The following is a 20,755-nucleotide window of genomic DNA, read 5'->3' as shown; positions in this document are numbered from 1 at the left end:
ATTGAAGAAGTTCCGGGCCTACACCAGCCCCTCCTTCACGGCTTTGGCGATGGCGCTGCCGCGGCTGCGGACCTGGAGCTTGACGTAAACGCTGCGGATGTACTCGTCTGCCGTGTAGTAGCCGATGCCGAGCTGGGCGGCGGCGTCCTTGATGGTGCTGCCGTCCACGAGCAGTTTGAGGATGTCCAGCTCACGTGGTGTGAGGCCGTAGTCCTTCTGCGGCACGTTGGCTTTTGAGAACATCTCAAGTACGCGGCGGGCGATGCGGGGATTGATGGGCGAGCCGCCGGAGGCTGCACTGCGGATGGCGGAGGCGATGTCCTCTGTGCCGGCGGTCTTGAGCAGATAGCCGGAGGCTCCGGCACAGATGGCGCGGAAGATTTTGTCGTCGTCCTCAAAGACGGTGAGGATGATGATGGAGGCCTGGGGTGCGAGCTCGCGGAGGCGTGCGATGCCCTCGATGCCACTGACGCCGGGCAGCTCCACATCAAGCAGGAAGACATCGGGCTTTTGCGCAACTGTGGTGAGTGCTGCGAATGCGTCCTCGCATGCGGTGAAGCGCTGGGTGCACTGCATGCCGTCGAGGCGGTTGAGGGCGCGCATGAGGCGCTCGCCGTAGGTTTTATGGTCTTCGATGAGCCAGATGTGGATGGGGGCGGGCATGGACGTCAGGCCGGTCTGTTCTTTGTCAATTGATCGCGTATGGCGTTGCGGACCACCTTTTGCACGTGCTTGGTGGCTAAAGATGATTTGGTGGGGGCGTTGAATGCGGGCTGCTTCATCAAGACGTGAATCATGGCTGCCGCAGGAGTCCAAGCGACAGAGCGGAGGGCATCTTTGAAGCCTGCGACATGAGTGCCATGTTGAGAGGTGGACAGGCCATTGCACCAGGAGAGCCATTGGCATGTTTTGGCGGTGCCATATGCGGCTGCATTGATGTGGATACCATCCATCTCAAAATCGACTTGTAGCGATGGCTGATCCGCTGTGGAGAGCAAGGTGTCGTCTTTGCACGAGAAAAATTTTACGAGATCGAGAAGGCCACCTTGTGCATGGAAAGTTTCCCGCTGGAGTCCCAAGATAACACCGGGGAAGAGATGAGCGGTTTCGAAGAACTTGCGTCGTATCAGGGGCCACGATGGCGTGTTTGCGGACAGCACAGTCTCATCCGGTGCAAAAGTGATGCTTGTCCCGCGATCAGAGGAAACGGTCTTTCGTGGACTGGATACAGCGCAGCCATTTTCGAAACGCTGCTGCCAACGAAATCCGGCACGATGTGAAACAACCTCGACCTTGCTGGATAAAGCAGTCATGACAATCAAGCCGACTCCGCCTGGATTGAGATGGACGTGCGGGCTATGCCCATCTGCTGTCGGTGTGTCATGTAGCTCGGTGAAGAAGGTTTCCGCCAGCGTTTTTTCCTCCGTGCCTGGGACATCGTAAGGCAGCCCTGCACCGTCATCAGAAACACAGATAGATGAACCTCGATGGGTGATGTCGATTCTGCTGGCCTGTCCTGCAAGGTATTGGTCCAGCCCATTGGCCACCAGTTCATTCACTAGATGAGCTATGCCGCGTGGGCCTGTGTCCCCAATGTACATGCCAGGTCGAAGGCGGATGGCAGCGATGGTTGGGGAGGGCTGGAGCGGCGGACTCATGAGGCAAGAGGGGGCAGGCTAATTTAGTTTATCCAATCAGCGGCAAAGTCAGGGTCAGAGTGGTGCCTTGGGGGGAGGAGTGGATTTCGGTGGAGCCGCCGTGTTTGGTGGCGCGGCGCTTCATGTTTGAGAGGCCCATGCCTGCGGTGACGGTGGCGGGGTCGAAGCCCTGGCCGTTGTCCTGGATGGCGAGGACGAGGTTGTTTTGAGTCTGAGTGAGTGAGATGTGAACCTCGGTGGCTCTGGCATGGCGGGTGATGTTGTGCAGGGCCTCCTTGAACATCAGCATGAGATCGCGCTGGCGGTCGATGGGGAGGCGGCGTGTCTCCGCTTGGGCGTCAATGCGGATGGTGTGCCTGTGGCTGCGCAGCATGCGGTCAGCGGTTTCGCGCATCAGAACGGTCAGGTCATCGGTGCCGTAGCGCTCGCTCTGCATGAGGCGGGTGATGTCGCGCATGGCGTCCACGGTTTCGTCGGCGATGTCTTTGATCTCGGCCAGATCTGAGCGTGCGTGGGGAGTGTCCGGGGAGGTGGTGAGAAGGTCCTGGGCGATGAGGGCGATACTACCGAGGCTGCTGCCGATCTCGTCGTGCAGATCCTGGGCGATGCGTATGCGCAGGCGCTCGATTTCCTGACGCCTGGCGAGCCGCTGATGACGAAGCCATAGCAGAAAAGTGATGCCACCGGCCACGATGAGCCCGATGAAGATCACCAGCGCGATGCGCTGCCAGTGCTGATGGATGGCCAGGCTTTTTTGCGCGATCAAGCCGAGCTGATGCTGCAGCTCGCGCCGCTGAGACAGGGCGGTCAGCCAGCCGGGCCAGTCAGCGATGTCTGCGCTGCTGGCATAGCCGTCCACGAGGGCTTTGCGGGACCAGCCGTCACGCTCGGTGGAGTCGGGGGAAGTGACATCGCAGCCAAGGGCAATGTTTTTTCCTGCGGACCAAACCTGCATCTCCGCCATGGCGAGGACGACGGAGCCATTGCTCACATGCGGAGCGAGCACCTGGAGGCGAACGAAGCGTGCGCGGTGGGCACCGACGATGGTGACGACGTTGTCTCCGGGCAGGGCATCGTAACTGCCGGACTGAGGTGCGGGAAGGATGCGAGGCTCGTCATTTTCGTCTTCGCGCAGCTCGATCTGGTAACGGACAGGAAAGCCGTAGCCGTGGCTGTGGGCGAACTGTGGCGGGTGTGCAGGGAAGAAGCAAATCTCGTCGATGGGCTGCACGGTGCCGAGATCCACCTCCACCCAGGGATTTGAGTATGGGCGGCCCTCGCTGGTTGGAATGCTGCGGAAGCCGAGCGTAGGGCTGGAGCGTGTGCCCACGGGCGGGCCGAGGACGGTGTGGCCGTCCACGAGATTGATGCGGCCCCAGTCCGGCCGTGTGCCCTGGCTGCTGCTGGCACGAACGGCGGCCGGGCCGATGGCCTCCAGCCTTGCGCCGAGATTCTGACCATCCTGCAGGAGCATGACCTCACCCAGAGCAAAGAAACAGCGGCTGCCTGTGGTGTAGAGCCGCGTGGCGGTGATGCGCACCTTTTGTGCCATGCGTCCGCCTGCGGGGATGACCACTGGAAGGAGGCCGGGATTGGGGAAATCGGCACCGGTGTGGTCCGCGATGATGGTGCGCTCATTGTCCTCTCCCTCTTCAAGTAGCTCGACGTAGAAGCGCCGAGGAAAGCCGTAGCCTTGGCCCACGGATGCGCCATTGGGCGGAGGGGCGATGAGAACGACGGAGTCGATTTTTTGCGCCTGGCCGAGATTGAGCTCCACCCACTCGGCGGTGTCCGGAGAGGATGAGTAGTCGCTGTGCCAGCCGAGACGCTGGGTGAGCTGGACCTCGGGGGCAGGAGGCATGGAAGCGAGCTTTTCCTGCAAGGTGTGCTGCTCTGTGGCCAGGGCGCGCATGCCGGGAATCCATGCCGGGACATCCGCGCAAGCCAGCCCGCTCCAGAGCAGGAGAAAAGCCAGGCATGGATGGAGATGAGGCCACATGGTGTGCAAGCCTAGCGGGGGCTGCGGGGTGCTGCCAGTTTGTTCTGCCAAAGCCGCGGCCCCCGAAGATTCGGGGAGGGCGCATAAAACGGAAGCGGCTAGCGTTTGAACAAAACATCAATGACCCGCTTTCTGCTCCCTGCACTGACTGCCTCCACCCTGATGGCCGCCCACGCCACCGTGGGTGCTGAATCGCGTGACCTCGCCGGTCTGGTGAGACCTTTTTTTGAGCAGCACTGCAACCGCTGCCATGATGCGAAAAAGCAGAAGGGCGACCTGCGGGTGGACAACCTGATCGTGGATCTACAGTCGCCGAAGATCATGGGGCACTGGGAGGAGATCATGAGCCGCATCAACTCTGGCGACATGCCGCCGGAGGATGAGGCGAGGCCGAAGCCGGAGCAGATTTCTGCTGTGTCCGACTGGATCCTGCAGCAGCTTCGTGAGGCGGAAACAGTGCGCCAGTCGTCGGCGGGTGAGCGTGTGGCCTTTCGCAAGCTGACGCGTGATGAGTATGCCAACACGATCCGCGATCTGCTGGGTGTGAACTTTGATGTGAAAGCGCCGAGTGGACTGCCGGAAGATCCGGACTGGAAGGGATTTGAGCGCATTGGCTCGGTGCTGACGCTCTCGCCGGCGCATGTGGAGAAATATCTGAGCGCAGCGGATGCCATCCTGGACGAGGCGCTCTCCATCCGGCCGGAGCCAAAGCGTGAGGTGATCCGCTGGGAGGCCTTTGACATGCGGTGGAAGGGCTTCAAAGAGGAGTACGAGGCGCGCGGAATTGCGGACAAAGTGCGCATCGAGATCGTGCCGCGTAACTACACGACGGACTCGTGGAATATCGAGATTAAGACCACGGGCGACTACATCCTGCGGCTGAAGCTGAGCGGTCTGCGGCCTGAGGGCGGGCGGGCGCCGCGCCTGAAGGTGTATCTGTCGAGCATCAACACCACACTGATCGAACAGGATGTGGATGCGCCGGAGGACAAGCCCATCACGGTGGAGGCACGAGTGCATCTGGTGGCGGGCAAGTATCCGGTGCGGATCATCAACTCGGTGCCGGGGCCGAATCCGGAGGGGCGGCGCTCGCGCCACAGCGGCACGCCGAATGCTTTTACCACGACGCGCAGCCGTGTGCCGTGGCAGCTCAAGCTGACGGACGATGATTTCAAACCGATCCAGCCGACGCTGATCATTGACAAGGTGGAGTGGGACGGGCCGATCGTGGATTCATGGCCGACAAAGGCGCACCAGAAGATTTTTGTGAGCAAGGATGCGCGCGAGATTTTGACGCAGTTTGCCACACGTGCGTGGAGGCGGCCGGTGCAGGCGAGGGAGATCGAGCGGCTGATGCAGCCGGTGCAGAAGTCGCTGGAGCTGGGAGATCCTTTTGAGGTGGCGGTGAAGAACGGCCTGATCGCCGTGCTGTGTGCGAAGAGCTTTCTGTATCTGGAAGAAGGAGATGCAGCGAAGGCAGCGCCCAAGCTGAGCGACTATGAGATGGCGTCCCGCCTTTCGTATTTTTTGTGGAGTTCAGCGCCGGACCAGCGCCTGCTGGATCTGGCGGCGAAAGGAAGCCTGCGCGATGCGAAGACGCTGCGTGCCGAAGCGAAGCGCATGCTGGCCGATGGCAAGGCGGAGGCGTTTGCGGAAAGCTTTCCACGGCAGTGGCTGCAGCTGCGCAAGGTGGGCATGTTTCCGCCGGACAAGGAGCTGTATCCTGACTACGATGAGAACCTGGAGCAGAGCATGGTGGCCGAGACGCTGGGCTTCTTTGGCGAGGTGCTGAAGCGCAACGGCAGCCTGCGTGATTTTCTGGACTCTGACTGGACGATGATGAACGAGCGCCTAGCCATGCACTACGGCATCGAGGGCGTGCGCGGGGATCAACTGCAGCGCATTGCGCTCAAGCCGGAGCATCACCGTGGCGGGCTTCTGACGCAGGCTTCAGTGCTGAGCCTGACCTCTGACGGTACGAGGCACCGGCCGGTGCATCGCGGAGTGTGGATGCTGGAGTCGATCATCGGCAGGCCGCCGCCACCGCCGCCTGCCAACGTGCCCGCGCTGAGCACGCCGGATGCAAAGGCCAAAAAAACGACCGTGCGCGAGAAGCTGGAGCTGCACCGCTCCGACCCGAACTGCACCGCCTGCCACAACAAGATCGACCCGCTGGGCATCGCCTTTGACAACTACGACGCGATTGGCCGCTGGCGGACGGTGGAGACAATCAAGGACGGAGTGGGGGACAATCCCGCGCTGGACCCGAGCGGGGTGCTGCCCGATGGGCGTACGTTTGCCGACTCGGTGGCCCTGAAACATCTGCTGCTGGATGATCTTGACAAATTTGCCGCCGCCGTGACCGAAAAACTGGCGACCTATGCGCTGCGCCGGGGCATGACCTTCTCAGACCGCGATGAACTGAAGCGCATCGTGGAGGAATTGAAAGCGGGCGATTACAAGCTCGCGTCCCTGATTGAAACACTTGTCTCCAGTCCGCTGTTTTTGAAACGCTAAACCGACACCGCCATGAGCAACATCCAATCCCAACGCTGGCTCCTTAACCGCCGTCATTTCCTGCGCGGCCTCGGCACCACCATGGCGCTGCCTTTGCTGGATGCGATGGTGCCTCTACGCGCCAGCGCAGCGGCGACCGCAAAGCCGCGGCGCAGTGTGTTTGTGTACATCCCGAACGGGGTGAACGGAATGACATGGCAGTGTACGAAGTCAGGGCGCGGCTATGAGCTTTCGCCTTCGCTGAAGCCGCTGGCGAAGCATCAGGAGGACTTCACGGTGTTCAGCGGGCTGCATCATCCGAACGGCCTAGGGCAGGCACATGTGTGTGCCGATACGTGGCTCACGGGGGCGAAGATCGATGCGCAGGGCGGGCGCAAATACGAGAATACGATCTCGTGCGACCAGATGATGGCGGAGGTGGTAGGACAGCAGACGCGATTCAACTCGCTGGAGCTTTCCATTTCCACGGGCACGGGCCAGCCGTTTAACTCGAACACGCTGGCGTTCTCGCGAGATGGCGTGCCGCTGCCGGCGGATGACAATCCGAAGATCATTTTCAACCGCCTGTTTGGCGAGGAGCCCGGAGGCGTCGGTGCGCAGCGCGCACGCCTGACCAAGCGGCGCAGCGTGCTGGATGCGGTGCTGGATGATGCGAAGTCGCTGCGGCTGGCGCTGGGCACGGATGACCGCACCAAGCTGGATGAATACATGCACGCTGTGCGCGATGTGGAGCAGCGCGCCGAGCGGCTGGATGCGTGGCTGGACATTCCAAAGCCGGTGGTGGAGAAGAATCTGGCGGCACCATTTCAGCGCGATGTGCCCAAGGCCCAGGCCGGGGAATACTGGCGGACGATGTTTGACATCATCGTGCTGGTGCTGCGAACGGACATGACTCGCGTGGTGACCTACATGAACGGCAGCGAAGGCAACGGGCTGGCGATTCCTGAAATCCAGATCACTCAGGCGCGGCACAATCTCTCCCATCACAACGGCGACCCAGTGGTGCTGGACCGGCTGGCAAAGAGCGATGCCTTCATCATGCAGCAGTTTGCGCATTTCCTGGATGAGCTGCGTGCTGTGAAGGACGGCGACGAGGCGCTGCTTGACCGCACGATGGTGCTTTTTGGCAGCGGCATGAGCTACGGCCACAGCCACTGCAACAGCAACCTGCCCATTCTGCTGGCAGGCGGCAAGGGACTCGGGCTCAAGCACGGCCAGCACATCGACTACAACCGGCCGCACCTCAAAGAAGACTACACTCTGAGCTACGACGAGTGGCGCAGCCTGTGCGGCAAGCCCAAGGACGGCAAGGCCCGCCTGAGCAACGTGATGCTGACCATGCTGCATAAGATGGAGGTCAACGCGGAGACCTTCGTGGACAGTCTCGGGCCCGTCAGTGAAATCGTGTGATTCTGTGCCGCTGCTTCATTCCTTTCGACCAATCTTTTTTATGAAACCAACCCTGTCATTGATCACTCTCCTCTCGTTTGCCATCGGCACGTCCGCCTTGGCAATGGACCCGCATGCCGAAGCCGTTGCCAAAATTGTGGAAGGGGCGAAAGGCAAGGTCGAAAAGACCGAAGACGGCCAGAGTCTGAAGCTGGTGGATCTGGCGGTGCCAAACACCGGGCCGCATGACCACCGCAAGGAGGACCCGTATGACGCGGCCTTCTTTGAGCATCTGGGGCATATCAGCACCCTGGAGTCGCTGAATATCATTGCCACGAAGTTCAATGATGAGTGGATGCCACACATTGCGAAGCTGACGAATCTCAAGGTGTTGCGCTTTACCAACAATGGCTCGCTGACAGATGCGGGGATGGTGCAGCTCGCGGGGTTGAAGAATCTTGAATCGTTTTCGTTTGTGGGCACCAAAATCACCGGGCGTGCCTATGCGAAGTTTGAGGGCTTTACCAAACTCGTTAAAGTGAGCCACCGTGGCAGCAGCATTGATGACGAGGGGCTGAAGGAGCTGTGCGATCATCTGCCGAATCTGGAAAGCATCAGCCTGGCGCATGCGAAGTTTACGGATGCAGGGGCTCCGAATCTGGCGAAGCTGACGAAGCTCAAGGGGCTTGAGCTGGGCGCGCATGCCACTCCTGCGGCGCTGAAGAACATCACGGCCCTGCCGCTTGATTACCTACAACTGGGCGAAGGGTTCGATAAATCGGAGTCGCTGCCGATCATCAAGGAGATCAAGACGCTGAAGCGGCTGACGCTGACGAATTGCAAGACCACCACTGATGATGATCTCAAGGTGCTGGCGACGATGACACAGCTCGAATCCCTTGAGCTTGGCAGTCCGGCCATGCCTGATGAGCGTCTGCCGCTGCTGCAGGGTTTTGCCTTTCTCAAGGAGCTCAAGATTATCGACCGTCAGAAGGGCTACCCGGAAGAGACGCAGGCCAAGATCAAGGCGCTGCTGCCGAAGGTGGATGTGAAATTTAAGTGACCCTGCTTTAACCGACACCTCATGCGAATCCTCTGCGCCTTTTTTCTTGCCTCCGCCCTGTCTATGGCTGCTGCTGATGTGGCGGGCTTCCCCTCACTCAAGGATGCCAGACGCATTCACGGCGAGCTTGTCAGCCTGGATTTCATCCGTCGCAGCGGGGAGTTTCGCGCCGATGATGGCAAGCTGATGAGCTTCAGCATGCCGCCATATGCGATCATGAAGTATCACGGTGCCGAGGCTGATCTGCGCGAGGTGCCGCTGGGGACTAAGCTGACCTTTGTGATGCTGCCGGATGCGGAAGGAAAGATGACGAGGCTGGTCACTACTGATGACGGCCAGGCTGCGGATGCGGCACAGCTGAAGAAATTTCGCGAGTTTACCGAGAAGCGTGGCGTGGCGGGTTGGATCGACAAGACAGAGGGGAACATCGTCACGGTGACTTTCTTCAGCGGTGATCCGGCTGCTTTTCAGGCCGCCTATGGCGAACTGCTGGCTGTGGGAAAAGGCGGCAAGCTCTGCGTGGCAAATGACGAGTTGCGCACTTGGAATCCGGGTGTGGACGGCGAAGGCTGCTCCATCACGGAAGTGAACAAGGTGCCCACCGAATACTTTGGCAGCAGCGGAGTGCAGGTCACGGTGAAGGTGAGCAACATGCTGGAGGGCTTTCGCCGCGGGCGTGTGGTACGCGTTTTCCTGACGGGATGGAAAGTGCAGGATCAGTTTTATGGCGAGAGCCTGATGGGTTACGGCTTTGGGCACATGCTGAACCAGGAGCTGGTCGAGAACGTGGCAAAGGAGTATCCAGAGCAGTTTCCCTTCCGGACAGAATTCAGCAATGCGCATCTGCCGTGGTATCAGCTCAAGGATGATGTGAAGCCGCCGCCTTTTTCCGAGCACGTGGTGTTTGGCGAACTGGTGCAGGCTGATGCAAAGACCGGCAGCGGTAAATTCATGGCTGAGCTGACGGGCGAGGCGGTGAACTTCACGCTCATCAAGAACCACACTCTCAAATACCTGGGGGCTGATCCACAGTTTGCCCAGCTGCCCACCGGGCAGCGCTACCGCTTCCACCTGTATCAGGATGCGACGGGGGCTTTTAACCGCGTGAGCTTCATCAGCGATGACTTCAGTCATGCCAGTGCGAACGCCATCACCGCGCGCGTCACCGCCATTCACGGCAACCGCATCCACGTCGCTTGGCAGCTTCCGCTGGTGAAGGACTACAACGGCGACATGCAGCGCCCGCAGGACATCGGAAGCCGCATCCTCATGGTGAATGACGCCACCCGCGTGTGGAAGGCGGACCAGCAGGTGAAGCTGGCCGATTTGAAAGAAGGAGACGTCCTGCTCTTCAACCGCACCGCTGAACTGCCTGGCAAGGCTTCAGTTTGCACCGACCTTTGGATCGGCGAGGAAACTCACAAGCTGGCAACGGAGAAGATGCGCAAGCCTGCGGTGGCGAAGAAGTAGGCGGGGGGCTGCAGAGAGTTGATCAGCGCGTCAGCGTTTTGGAGTGCTCCAACCCTCTGGAGCTTTTCGCAGGCTTTGAGACGCTCAAAAGCACCGGAGGACCGGCGCACTCCAGGACGCTGTCGCGCCGATTCATACTCCAGTCTTGGTTACTTCGCGTTCTCATCATAGCGGTGCAGGGGACGCACCCAGATGTTGCGGTAGCGGGTCGGATTGTGGTGATCCTGCAGGGCGAAGACGACCTCCTGCATCTTGGTTTCCAGCGGTGCGGCGTGCTGAACGATGATGCCGTTTTGCAGCACGGTGATGCGGGCGGGCTGGAGCACGGCACCTTTGTCATCGAGTTTTGCGCATTCGCAGATGATGTCATAGCTCTGCCATTCGCCGGGCTTGCGGCAGGCATTCACCAGCGGTGGATACTTATGGTAGATGGCCCCGGCCTGGCCGTCGGGGTAGGTGTCGTTTTCGTATGAGTCGAGCACCTGCACCTCTCCCCAGCCGTGGAGGAGCACGCCGCTATTGCCACGGCCCTGGCTCTTGCCCACGACTTCGGCGGGTGTGGCCCATTCGAGGTGGATCTGGCAGGAGCCGAATTTGTCGCGGATTTCGATGTCACCGCCCTTGGGTTTGATTTCCGCGTAGCCGTTTTCGATTTTCCAATTGGGGACATCGCTCTGATCCGGGTCGCCATTGCGTGGCTTGCGGATGAACTTGGAGAGGTCTGTGCCGTCAAAGAGCACCACGGCGTCGCTGGGTGCGGTGGTCGCTGCGGGCGGTGTGATCACGGTGGGGCGTGGGCGTTGCATGTCGCCTTCGCGGTAGATGCCGCCGGGGGTGAAGGGCTTTTCTTTGGCAGGCTCCGCAGCTGTGATCAGGAAGGGAAACAGGGAGAGAAGGGCGGGGATACGATGCATAGCAGGGCTCACTTGGGACTGGAGTATACGGCTGGCGGCGTCTTCTTTTGTGGTTCAGATGCTTTTTTAGAGCCGGAGAGCTTTTCAAAAATGTTCACTATCAAAGCGGAAAGGATGCTCAGCAGAAACACCGCGAGACAAATGTAATAGATGATCGTCCAGCACTTGCGCAGGAGCCCGCCACAGCCTTGGTTTTTCTTCCGCTCCTCTTCCAGCATTTGATCTGCCATCCGGTCAAATGCGGCAATCTCCGCAAAACGCCCCGGCTCCACCGAACCTGGAAGCGGTGGCGTTCCAGCGGCGATATGCCACGGGATCTGCACCACGGCCCCATGAGGCCCGGGTATCGCGAGGAGGGGAATGAAAGGTACGTCCTCTGGCGGCATCCACGATTTGCGCAAGAGCAGGCAGAGCAGGATGAATTGGCTGCCTTGGGTTTCACTCAGGGGAAAGGCTTCCCGGTAAAACAGGCGGTAGCTGTCGTCAGACATGATGCGCGCCGTACCTGGAAATTTTTTAGCATCACCCTCTCCCGTGTAGAGGTCGTAGGCCACCATGCCAAAGATCCCGGCCCGCAGGATGTCCGAGCTGGTTTGTTCGGTGGCCACAATGACGCCGCAGGGCAGCAGGGCATGACTTTCTGTCTTGAAGGCTGGGTTTGTCATGAGCGGCACGGCAAACCAGACTTGGCCGCGGGTGGCCAGCTGCTGATACTGCTCCCAGAGTTCCGGAGTCTGCTGCCCCAGGTATTGAAGCTTCTCCCATGTTTCCAGGGCCATCTTTCGGGACATCTCCTTTTCCAGCGCCACCTTCATCGCAAAGGGCACATGGGCATCATCATAGTACACGGTGCGAAAAGCCGGAGAAAGCAGCCAGTTCACGGCGCGTGCACGGATGCTTTCCTTCATCGGCTGCCATGCCTCTATCTTGGACAGCGCGGCATTGAACTCCGGCGTTATCTCATTTTCAGATGGGCGGTTGGATGTTTCAGCAGGTGCCTTCGTTGCAAGTACATCGGGCTCTGCTGCCGCTCCTTCCACGGTCCAGTGCAGCACCTTGCGGTCTGGTTCCATGCAGGAGTTTTCGCGTTCCTCCGCACGCCACAGCCTTTCATGCGGTCCGTCCGTGGTATGCCTGTTTTTGAACTCCACGGCATTGTCTGCCTGGTAGTGCAACAGGTCCACCAGGAAGTGGATCTGCTCAGTGCGGGTGTTTGCGGGGTCATCCCATGCAAACTCGTGGTCGCAGAGCCCAAGCTGTGCCATGCCGATGGAATCCACAAACGACCAACTTTCTTCGACCGGGCATCCCCGCAGGCGCACGATGGCCTCCACTGGGCAAGTCTTGTGCTCCAAGGCGTTGCTTACAAGCTCACTCAGCCCTTCCATTGGCAGAAGCAGTTCGCAGTTCGGGTTGAAGTAGGCCACCGCCTCCTGCAGTTCGGAGAGCGCAGCGGCGGCACGCACCAGAAACGCAAGCTCCTGCACGGGTTGAGCATTATCAGGCTGCGCTTGTCGGGGCTCTTCGGCATCAGCCCCTGCAGCGGTGTTGAAAAAGTGGCTCACCCGAAAGCGCACAAAAGCCCGATGCTCATGCGCCATCATGGCTCCGGCTCTGTAGCCGGGGGCCTGGAGCGCGCGTGCAAATGCGCCGGGCTGAACGAATGGGCCAAAGGCGCCCAAAGCGTGGGCAGAAGCCAGCAGTGTCGGCTTTTCACCGGCACCCATGTCATCTGGCCAGGTGAAGTTGCAGATGTCCACCGAAACGGACGCCTTGCTTTCAAGGCCGGCTTTTAGCGTGAAGCCGGCACCTTGCATCTCCGGCCATTCGGTGGCGTCTTCATCCGTCGCAATGCCGAAGCCCTGTAGCTCAAAAAGATGGCGCAGCGAGCCCAGTTCCGGAGCCTGTGAACATAGGACAGCAATGCTTTGCGTGAAAAAGATCTGCATATGCAGGTCCTCCTACCAGCGTTGTTTTGGCTTGAACAGAGGAAAAAAGAAGGCCGGCAAAGCGCCGGCCTTCCGTGGATCCAGTTGCGGCACAATTGGACTACTTCTGAAACGCCTTGTCCTTCGCATTCCCGCCGCTCATGAGGTAGGCGATGAGGTTGAGGAGTTCGTCCTGGTTGAGGGTGTTGATGAGGCCGGGGGGCATCATGCTGACTTTGCGGGTGCCTTTTTTGGCGATGTCGCTTTCATTGATGGCCATGTGGTCGTTGGGGGCGAAGGGGTTGGTCATAATGAAGACTTTGCCGTTTTCTTCGACGACGATGCGGCCGACGATGACGGTGCCGTCCTTCTTGGTGATCTCGTGGCTGTCGTACTGGTCGGAGATGACCTTGCTGGGGTCGACGATGTTTTCCATGAGGTCGCGCATGGTGTAGCGGTTGCCCGCGCCGGTGAGGTCGGGGCCGATGCTGCCGCCGTCTCCATTGAAGCGGTGGCAGGTCGCGCACATGATGCTGCGGTACATGGCCTCGCCGTTGGCGAAGTCGCGCCCTTTGAGGCCGCCTGCGGTGAGGGTGGCGACTTCATCGACGGTCCAGTTTTTGCCGGGGCCTTTGGGGGCCACGTAGTTGGGGATGGAGGTGCTGGCCTCGACCTTGCTGCTGAGGGCTTCGAGAGAGGCGACCTCCTCCTTGGGCACAAAGGTGGCCATGGCGTCCTTGCGGATGTTTTCGATGAAGCCCTTGAAGCTGTTGCCGCCCTTCCAGGTGCGGGCGTGTGGGAACCAGGAGAAGAAGGTCTGGCGGTGCTCGGGTGTCCAGCCTGCGGTGGCGTTGCGCAGCGCGACCATGTAGCTGATCTGCTGGGCATTGGGGCGGCTGCCAGCGGCGGCACGGGCGGCATTGGCGTAGCCGTCATTGCGGCTGAGGACGGCGTCTGTGGTGACCTCCTGGAAGTCGTCCTTGGTGGTGGCCATGATGGCGAGGGTCTTGGAGACGACGGTGGGGGAGTCGATGGCGACGAGGATCTGGCAGAGCTCGCGGTTGATGTAGGGATCCTCCGCCGGATAAAGGGCATCGAGCGCCAGGGCGATCTTGGAGCAGACGTCGGCGTCGGGTTTGCCAAGGCGGATGAGGATGAGCTCCAGGGCGCGCAATGCGGCGAGCTGCTGGTCGAGCGGGAGCTGGGCACCGGCGAGCTTGCCGAGAGAAAGGAGCATGAGGCCTTCGAGCTCGGCGTTTTCAGAGGAGACGTAGCCGATGGGCTCGGAGGAGGTGCCGGTAGGCTTGGCAGCGGGCCTGCCGCCTTCGTTGGAGGTCTTGGCTCCGGTGACACGTGCGAGGGCGATGAGGCCTTCGATCAAGGCGGTGGGGTTTGTTTCAGAGAGGACTTTCTGCTTCCAGAGCTCCACGGGCAGTTTTTCGATGGCGACGCGGGCGGCATAGCGAATGTGGCGGTCGCTGTGGCTGAGGTTTTTCCAGGCGTCCTGCAGCGCGGCTGCGGCATCCACCTTGCCGGTGTGGTAGGCCTCCAGAGAGGCACGAAGTGTGAACTCCGCCCCAAGAGGCTGAGCCTTGGCGGGAGCGGTGGACTCCTCGCCGACATAGGTCACGCGATAGACGCCGGACTGGGACTTGCGGCCGCCGACGGCGAAGTACATGGCTCCGTCCTGCGGGTGGATGACGACGTCTGTGAGAGGCAGGGGTTTGCCGAAGACGAACTCCTCCTTAGTGGCGGCGTAGCTGGCGCCTTTGGGCTGCAGGTGGATGGCCCACATGGTGCCGTAGGTCCAGTCATTGATGAAGATGGCGTGCTGGTACTTGGCGGGGAATTTGGCACCTGTGCCAGCCACGACACCGGTGGGGCTGCCGGGGCCGATGTCGAGCGTGGTGGGGAGGGAGTCGGGATAGTAGTTGGGCCATTTGCCGCTGCCGCTGCGCCAGCCGTAGTCAGCACCGCTGACGCAGTGGTTCACGCGGGTGGGGCGATACCAGGGGGAGCCGATGTCCCACTCCATGTCCGCATCGTAAGTGAAGAGCTGGCCCTGGTCATTGAAGCAGATGTCGAACTCATTGCGGAAGCCGTAGCAGAAGAGCTCGAGGCCGCTGCCGTCGGGATTCATGCTGCAGATGTAGCCGCCGGGGGCGTGGATGCCGCGGGCGTGGCCATTGGCGTCCCAGAAGCGGGGCAGGATGTGGTCTTCTCCCCAGATCTTGGCGGGGCGGCTGTCCTGAAGGCCTTCGGGCAGCTTGGTGTGGTTGCCGCAGTTGAAGAAGATGCGCTTGCCATCGGGGCTGACGGTCATGCTATGCAGGCCGTGCTCGCCGCCGCCAGCCATGGTGTGGAGCTTGGTGATCTTGTCGTACTGGTCGTCGCCGTCGGAGTCCTGCACGCGGTAGAGGCCGTTGTTTTTGCCGTCTTCGTTGACCATGACGTAGAGGCTGTCGAAGGCGGCGAGGAGGCCGTGGGCTTTGCCAAGCTGGACGGAGAGCTTTTCGGGCTTGAGGTTTTCAGTCTTGCCGATGGCGGGGACGCTCATGCGGTAGATGGAGCCATACTGGTCGCAGGCGATGAGGCGGCCTTTGGGGTCCACGGTGAGGGCCACCCAGGAGCCTTCCTGGTCCTTGGGCACATTGTAGAGCTTCTCCACCTTGAAGCCTTTTGGCACAGTGACTTCGGAGGCGGCAATGCTCTCGGCGGGGCCGCTGTTTCCACCTCTGGATTTGCCATCGAGCGCGAGTCCCCAAGGGCCTTTGCCGTAGTCGTTGATCACCAAGGCGGGCTGCCAGGCTTCTGTGCCGGTCTTGGCGGCCTCCCACTTGTCGTTCGTTTCGACGAGCACTTTCTCCTGGTTGTTGGGCAGCTTGATGGTGAGGCGTGCGATGAGGGCGGCGAGGCCACCTTTGTTGCGGGCATTGACGATGATTTCGTTCTGCTCGCCGCGCTTGATGTCCTTGCTGATGTCCGCTTTGGTGGGCTCCTGCCAGTCGGGATTGGTAAGAACTTTTTTACCATTGAGGATGGCGTCTGCGCCGTTGTCGCAGGTCAGCTCCAAGGTGGCGAAGTGCGCGTTGTGCGGCACCTCAAAGCGGTAACGGAAGGTGACCTGGGGATCTTTATCGCCATTCTTGGACAGCCAGATCCACTGAGGCGCGGCGCTGGCGGTGTTGAGCAAAAAGGCAAAGGCGAGCGTGGATAAAATGCGGGGCAACATGGTGGGCGGAAAGTACGCACCAAATTGCCTCACGTTGCACGGTAATCGCAAGCTTTGGCAAATGGACATCCTGCGGATGCCGCGGAAACGGCCAAGCTAGACGTGGTTGCCGTTCAAAGCCTGTGCACCATTGACTTTCTGGACCGACAGAGCTGCGACACGGGACTTGAGCTCCTTGCTGGGCTTGAAACGCACGACGCAGCGGTCGGGAATCATCACCTCAGAGTTTGGCTGTTTGGGATTGCGGCCGATTTTGCCACGTGCCACACGGAGGTCAAAGGTTCCGAAAGTGCGCAGTGTCACCTCGTTTCCTTCAGCCAGATTCTTCGAAACCAGCTCCATGAAGGCTTCCACCATGGCCAGTGTGTCGGCATGCTTGATTCCTGTTGCGTTGCTTAGTTCCGCAACCAAATCTTTTTTGGTGATCGTGGTCATAGTTAGGTGACTAGCGAGACGTTTAACGGGGCGCAACTAAATTCTGTGTCGAATTATCATCCCTACCTACGATTTAGTCAGTGTATTTATTTGGAATAATCTGAGGCTGTCCGCGAAAGAACCTCGTTGAAAGTCCGGAAGTGCGTTTTGCAAAGCGTCGGCAAAACCTCGCTGCCGTGCTGTCCTACGAGCGTGCCCGCAGCTTGTTTCACCCCTTCTGAAACCCCTTTTGGGATTTCCATCGCGTATTTCCGCGCCTGCGACTTCAGCCAGCCAACAAAAGCTTCGCGTGCGAGAATGGATGCAGCGGCTACCGCGGGGTCGCTTTCCGCCTTGGTGCGCTGAATGAGCTCGATCTCTCTGCCGCGGGTCTTCATGGCGCGCTGAAGCACGGCGGGATTGGCAAACTGGTCCGAGATGGCCCGCTGGCAGCCGGGAATGCGTTCTAGCAGATTTTCGATGACCCGTGCGTGCCCCCAGGCCAGCAGCCGGTTTAGATTCCCAAACTGGGCGTAGAGCTCGTTGTAGCGTGCGGGATGGATGGAGATGACCTCCCAGGCAAGGGTGGGTATGGTGCGAATATCCGCGGCAATTTTAAAGATGCGCTCGTCGCTGCTGATGCGCTTGCTGTCCACCGCGCCGATGTCCCGCAGGCGGCGTACCGCATCGCCATCGACATACACGCCTGCGACCACCAGCGGTCCAAAGAAGTCGCCCTTGCCGCTTTCATCCACACCGATGTGGGGCTGAAACATCTCCGGATGGTGAACTTCTTCGTAGCCCAGCTTTGCCTCGCCCAGCACTTCGGGCTCAAGAATATGAGTGATGAAATCCTCGGTCTCCTTTCCCTGCACAACGATCTTGGGGCCTTTTTCATAGACACACACATTCACTTTGGAGCTGGCGGCGGCGTAAAGGCAGTAGGGTTTGGTTTGAAAATCAAACCCGCGCTGATCCAGAAGAGTGCGCAGTTTCTCAGCTTGAGCGGTGGTGATGGCATGAGTGTAGCTGGTCAGTGGCGGCATGGGCGGCGATTTTAATCGCTGGAGTGACGAAAGACTCATGAAAAATACGCCGGATCGTTCATTATTAGGGCACGATGCCAACTCAAACAGCCAGGCCGAACCCCCAAGCCATCGCCGCAGAGCTTGTGAACTGGTTTGGGCAAAACGCACGTGACTATCCCTGGCGCCGCACGCGGGATCCTTACGCGATCCTGGTGGCTGAAGTCATGCTGCAGCAAACACAGATTTCCACGGTGCTGGACCGCGGCTTTTACGCGCGCTGGCTGGAGCGGTTTCCTGATTTCGAGACGCTGGCGTCTGCCCGAGAGGATGAGGTGCTCAAAACCTGGGAGGGCCTGGGCTACTACAGGCGGGCGCGCAATCTCCAGCGGCTGGCCAGGGAAGTGATGGAGCAGCATGGCGGGGTGTTTCCAAGCGATCACGCCTCCATACTTGGGCTGCCCGGTGTCGGTCCCTACACGGCCGGGGCTGTGGCGAGTTTCGCGTTTGGCCTCGCAGAGCCCATCGTGGACGGCAACATCTCCCGTGTGCTGTCGCGCATCTACAATGATGCCACGCCGGTGGATTCCACCGCAGGTGCAAAGCTGCTGTGGGAGCGCTCGGCACTCCTTGTGAAAGCAACGGATGACCCGAGGGCTCTGAACTCGGCGCTCATGGAACTCGGGCAGACACACTGCACCCCAACCAAGCCTGCCTGTGATCTCTGCCCGGTTCGCGCCCACTGCAGGGCGCTCGATCCGGAAACGCTGCCAGTGAAGCAGGCGCGACAGCAAATTTCCGCCGTTACCGAGCATGTCATTTTTCTGCGGACCAGCAGTGGGGTGCTGCTGGAGCTGGAAACCGGCAGGCGCCGAACAGGCCTGTGGAAACTGCCCGAACTGCCGCCTGAGCATGTAAGTGAGCCGCCTCCGGTGCTCCTGCGAATGCACTATGGCATCACGCGTTACAAGGTTACGCTATGGGTGCATGAGCCGCATGCAGAGGAGTATGCGTGGCCGGAAACACACCGACTGGTGCCATTTGCCGAACTTGAATCCACTCCCATGCCGGCGCCGTATCGCAAGGCGCTGCGCGAATTGCTTGGCCGGGGGGAGTTCCGGCTGAGTGCCTGAATTGTCAGTTTGCGATTGACTTCCCATGTCCTACCAGATGCCATCAACCACTATGAAAAAGCGCACTCTTCTACTCACCTGCATCACCATTGTCCTCGCAGGCTGCAAACCCTCGGCGGAAGCCCCGGCGGCAAAGTCGGCAGAGCCCGCCGCGAAGACCGGTAAGCCGCAGGTGCTGGTGGCCAACTACCCGCTGCAGTACTTTGCGCAGCGAATCGCCGGGGATGCCGTTGAGGTGAGGTTCCTGGCGCCCAAGGATGAAGATCCTGCCTTCTGGCAGCCGGACGAGGTTGCCATCGCAGCCTTTCAGAAGGCAGACCTCATACTCATGAACGGAGCGGGCTACTCAAAGTGGGCGGACAAAGTCACTCTGCCAGAGTCGAAGGTGGTCGATACCTCCGCGGCATTTGCCAGCAGCTTTATCGAAGTGCGTGATGCCACCATGCACAGCCATGGTCCCGCCGGCGCGCACAGCCACAGTGGCACGGCTTTCACCACCTGGATTGATTTCAAGCAGGCCGCCATGCAGGCGCAGGCGGTGGGGGATGCGCTGTCCGCACTGGTGCCGGCAGCCAAGGAGGCCATCAGCAAAAACACAGAAGCCCTGAAGGAAGAGCTGGAAGCTCTTGATGGCCGCATGAGCGCCATCAGCCGTCGTCTGGTGCAGTATCCGCTGGTGGCGTCGCATCCAGTGTACCATTACCTCGCACGCCGCTATGGTCTGGATTTGAAGTCGGTTCTTTGGGAGCCAGACACCAAGCTGGATGACGCTGCGCTCAATGACCTCAAGGCCATTCTTGCCGGACACCGTGCCCGCTGGATGATCTGGGAGGGGGAGCCAAGCAAGGACAGCGTGGAGAAACTTGCTGCGATCGGCCTTCAAAGTGTCGTTTTTGCCCCATGCGCCAACGTACCTGAGAGCGGCGACTTCATGACCGTGATGAAAGCAAATGTGGAAGCGATGGAGAAGGCCTTTCAGTGATGTGCAGGAGTTTTAGGGATGAAAACAGCCCTGAAACTTGAGTGCATAAGAAAAATATAGAATTGATGTTGACGGCCCAATAAGGCCGTGCCAATATCCGTTACCTTCAACACAAGCCATGAACACCACCCGGACACATCTTAACTCACCCGCGCTGATTGAGCGTCACGGAGAGTCCGTATGTGCCAGATTGGCCAAAGGCTTTATGCCGGCTTATGCAGCGCAAGATTGGAGTCTCCAGATAAAAGCACACAACGAGCAGGGCGCTTTGACGCCCCATTAGGCCCCGAAGGCCAAGTTTCCGAAGGAAGCCCTGCTCGCCCACTCCAAGGCGGCAGGGCTTTTTCTTTGCCCGCGAAGTGAACCCACCCTCTCTTTTTCATCATTCATTGATTCAACCTGCGGTCGCCTGACCGCTTCCCCCCATCGCATAAAAAAACCCCGGCATCCGCGCTAACGGATACCGGGGCAAGGCCAGCCAAGCTGACTCCGGGAGGAGTCGTTTAGACACGCAGAGCAAGACCTGAGAACAGGTTTGCACCCTCCTAACGAATGTCAACAAAAGCAGTCTTAAAATACGCAATATTCCTACGCCGAGGCGAGGAATGCGGGGATTTCTTGTCCCTTTTTGACATCACGAAACGGCTTCCCCGGGAGGTGTGCCATAAACACCGAAACATCCGCCGTGAAATACCTGCGGGTGCGACGCCAGCGATCGAGTGATCCACACTCCATCCCGTGCGTGGCAGCGGTGTTCGTTCTTTATAGATGGCAGATCACCTCAATACGAGGCTGATCTGCCATTCAAAGGCACGGAGCACGGTAGCAAGTGATGTAACCTTGGGAGAGTGTATACAGTGGCAAGGCCGCCTCCGTGTCTTTGAATGGCAGAACGGAAGATTTTCCAATTCGATACGATACGGCGGTGGCAGACAAGCAATGCACGGGCCTCCAAAACCCGCAGATGTGGGCGCGATACCCACCCGCCGTGCCATTTCATTTCAAATCAAGAACGCGGCGGTAGATCGTTA

At 59.8% G+C, this 20,755-nt stretch carries 14 protein-coding genes and 1 tRNA gene; 7 read left to right on the top strand and 8 right to left on the bottom strand.

From position 1 onward, the window contains the following. Positions 1–18: 18 nt before the first annotated feature. Genes ACZ5WW_RS09705 through ACZ5WW_RS09695 form a run of 3 tightly spaced genes read right to left on the bottom strand, consistent with a single transcriptional unit; the run spans position 19 to position 3,657 of the window. A complete protein-coding gene (locus tag ACZ5WW_RS09705) occupies positions 19–663 on the bottom strand; it encodes a response regulator (protein WP_377164728.1) in 645 nt (214 codons plus the stop codon). 5 nt (positions 664–668) lie between these two features. Beyond that, positions 669–1,658 carry a DNA topoisomerase IV subunit B family protein gene (locus ACZ5WW_RS09700; RefSeq protein WP_377164730.1) on the bottom strand — a complete coding sequence of 330 codons (990 nt, stop codon included), beginning with the start codon at positions 1,656–1,658 and terminating at the stop codon, positions 669–671. A 28-nt stretch (positions 1,659–1,686) separates the two neighbouring features. Further along, on the bottom strand, positions 1,687–3,657 hold the full coding sequence (locus ACZ5WW_RS09695; RefSeq protein WP_377164732.1) for an ATP-binding protein: 1,971 nt from the start codon (positions 3,655–3,657) through the stop codon (positions 1,687–1,689). A 120-nt stretch (positions 3,658–3,777) separates the two neighbouring features. Between ACZ5WW_RS09695 and ACZ5WW_RS09690 the strand changes: the two genes are divergently transcribed. From ACZ5WW_RS09690 to ACZ5WW_RS09675, 4 genes are read left to right on the top strand one after another with little or no spacing between them, the layout of a single operon-like run. Continuing rightward, on the top strand, positions 3,778–6,174 hold the full coding sequence (locus ACZ5WW_RS09690; protein ID WP_377164734.1) for a DUF1592 domain-containing protein: 2,397 nt from the start codon (positions 3,778–3,780) through the stop codon (positions 6,172–6,174). Positions 6,175–6,186: 12 nt separating this feature from the next. Then, on the top strand, positions 6,187–7,584 hold the full coding sequence (locus tag ACZ5WW_RS09685; protein ID WP_377164736.1) for a DUF1552 domain-containing protein: 1,398 nt from the start codon (positions 6,187–6,189) through the stop codon (positions 7,582–7,584). 40 nt (positions 7,585–7,624) lie between these two features. Next, a complete protein-coding gene (locus ACZ5WW_RS09680) occupies positions 7,625–8,626 on the top strand; it encodes a leucine-rich repeat domain-containing protein (RefSeq protein WP_377164738.1) in 1,002 nt (333 codons plus the stop codon). A gap of 21 nt (positions 8,627–8,647) precedes the next feature. Beyond that, on the top strand, positions 8,648–10,096 hold the full coding sequence (locus ACZ5WW_RS09675) for a hypothetical protein (RefSeq protein WP_377164740.1): 1,449 nt from the start codon (positions 8,648–8,650) through the stop codon (positions 10,094–10,096). A gap of 149 nt (positions 10,097–10,245) precedes the next feature. Here the strand turns inward: ACZ5WW_RS09675 and ACZ5WW_RS09670 are convergent, their stop codons facing one another. The 5 genes from ACZ5WW_RS09670 to rnhC all read right to left on the bottom strand — a co-directional run bounded on the left by ACZ5WW_RS09670 (position 10,246) and on the right by rnhC (position 17,630). Beyond that, positions 10,246–11,010 (bottom strand): 3-keto-disaccharide hydrolase, encoded by a 765-nt coding sequence (locus ACZ5WW_RS09670; protein ID WP_377164742.1) that lies wholly within the window; start codon positions 11,008–11,010, stop codon positions 10,246–10,248. 8 nt (positions 11,011–11,018) lie between these two features. Further along, entirely contained in the window at positions 11,019–12,959 is a 1,941-nt protein-coding gene (locus ACZ5WW_RS09665; protein ID WP_377164744.1) for a DUF4261 domain-containing protein, read from the bottom strand. Between the two features lie 100 nt (positions 12,960–13,059). Further along, positions 13,060–16,170: a c-type cytochrome gene (locus ACZ5WW_RS09660; protein ID WP_377164746.1), complete on the bottom strand. Its 3,111-nt coding sequence runs from the start codon at positions 16,168–16,170 to the stop codon at positions 13,060–13,062. 96 nt (positions 16,171–16,266) lie between these two features. Then, positions 16,267–16,641 (bottom strand): HU family DNA-binding protein, encoded by a 375-nt coding sequence (locus ACZ5WW_RS09655; RefSeq protein WP_377164748.1) that lies wholly within the window; start codon positions 16,639–16,641, stop codon positions 16,267–16,269. A 50-nt stretch (positions 16,642–16,691) separates the two neighbouring features. Continuing rightward, positions 16,692–17,630 carry a ribonuclease HIII gene (gene rnhC, locus ACZ5WW_RS09650; RefSeq protein WP_377164750.1) on the bottom strand — a complete coding sequence of 313 codons (939 nt, stop codon included), beginning with the start codon at positions 17,628–17,630 and terminating at the stop codon, positions 16,692–16,694. 74 nt (positions 17,631–17,704) lie between these two features. Between rnhC and ACZ5WW_RS09645 the strand changes: the two genes are divergently transcribed. From ACZ5WW_RS09645 to ACZ5WW_RS09635, 3 genes are all read left to right on the top strand, one after another. Continuing rightward, positions 17,705–18,742: an A/G-specific adenine glycosylase gene (locus tag ACZ5WW_RS09645; RefSeq protein ID WP_377164752.1), complete on the top strand. Its 1,038-nt coding sequence runs from the start codon at positions 17,705–17,707 to the stop codon at positions 18,740–18,742. Between the two features lie 52 nt (positions 18,743–18,794). After that, on the top strand, positions 18,795–19,724 hold the full coding sequence (locus tag ACZ5WW_RS09640) for a metal ABC transporter substrate-binding protein (RefSeq protein WP_377164754.1): 930 nt from the start codon (positions 18,795–18,797) through the stop codon (positions 19,722–19,724). Between the two features lie 919 nt (positions 19,725–20,643). Then, positions 20,644–20,718, top strand: a tRNA-Trp gene (locus ACZ5WW_RS09635). Positions 20,719–20,755 lie beyond the last annotated feature (37 nt).

It is taken from the genome of Prosthecobacter fluviatilis (genome assembly GCF_055388355.1).
This window is presented reverse-complemented; position numbering and strand designations above follow the sequence as displayed.

What these genes read in the sequence shown, in the direction of transcription:
- ACZ5WW_RS09705 (WP_377164728.1), bottom strand. Translation starts at nt 663, where the DNA reads ATGCCCGCCCCCATCCACATCTGGCTCATCGAAGACCATAAAACCTAC.
- ACZ5WW_RS09700 (WP_377164730.1), bottom strand. Translation starts at nt 1,658, where the DNA reads ATGAGTCCGCCGCTCCAGCCCTCCCCAACCATCGCTGCCATCCGCCTT.
- ACZ5WW_RS09695 (WP_377164732.1), bottom strand. Translation starts at nt 3,657, where the DNA reads ATGTGGCCTCATCTCCATCCATGCCTGGCTTTTCTCCTGCTCTGGAGC.
- ACZ5WW_RS09690 (WP_377164734.1), top strand. Translation starts at nt 3,778, where the DNA reads ATGACCCGCTTTCTGCTCCCTGCACTGACTGCCTCCACCCTGATGGCC.
- ACZ5WW_RS09685 (WP_377164736.1), top strand. Translation starts at nt 6,187, where the DNA reads ATGAGCAACATCCAATCCCAACGCTGGCTCCTTAACCGCCGTCATTTC.
- ACZ5WW_RS09680 (WP_377164738.1), top strand. Translation starts at nt 7,625, where the DNA reads ATGAAACCAACCCTGTCATTGATCACTCTCCTCTCGTTTGCCATCGGC.
- ACZ5WW_RS09675 (WP_377164740.1), top strand. Translation starts at nt 8,648, where the DNA reads ATGCGAATCCTCTGCGCCTTTTTTCTTGCCTCCGCCCTGTCTATGGCT.
- ACZ5WW_RS09670 (WP_377164742.1), bottom strand. Translation starts at nt 11,010, where the DNA reads ATGCATCGTATCCCCGCCCTTCTCTCCCTGTTTCCCTTCCTGATCACA.
- ACZ5WW_RS09665 (WP_377164744.1), bottom strand. Translation starts at nt 12,959, where the DNA reads ATGCAGATCTTTTTCACGCAAAGCATTGCTGTCCTATGTTCACAGGCT.
- ACZ5WW_RS09660 (WP_377164746.1), bottom strand. Translation starts at nt 16,170, where the DNA reads ATGTTGCCCCGCATTTTATCCACGCTCGCCTTTGCCTTTTTGCTCAAC.
- rnhC (WP_377164750.1), bottom strand. Translation starts at nt 17,630, where the DNA reads ATGCCGCCACTGACCAGCTACACTCATGCCATCACCACCGCTCAAGCT.
- ACZ5WW_RS09645 (WP_377164752.1), top strand. Translation starts at nt 17,705, where the DNA reads ATGCCAACTCAAACAGCCAGGCCGAACCCCCAAGCCATCGCCGCAGAG.
- ACZ5WW_RS09640 (WP_377164754.1), top strand. Translation starts at nt 18,795, where the DNA reads ATGAAAAAGCGCACTCTTCTACTCACCTGCATCACCATTGTCCTCGCA.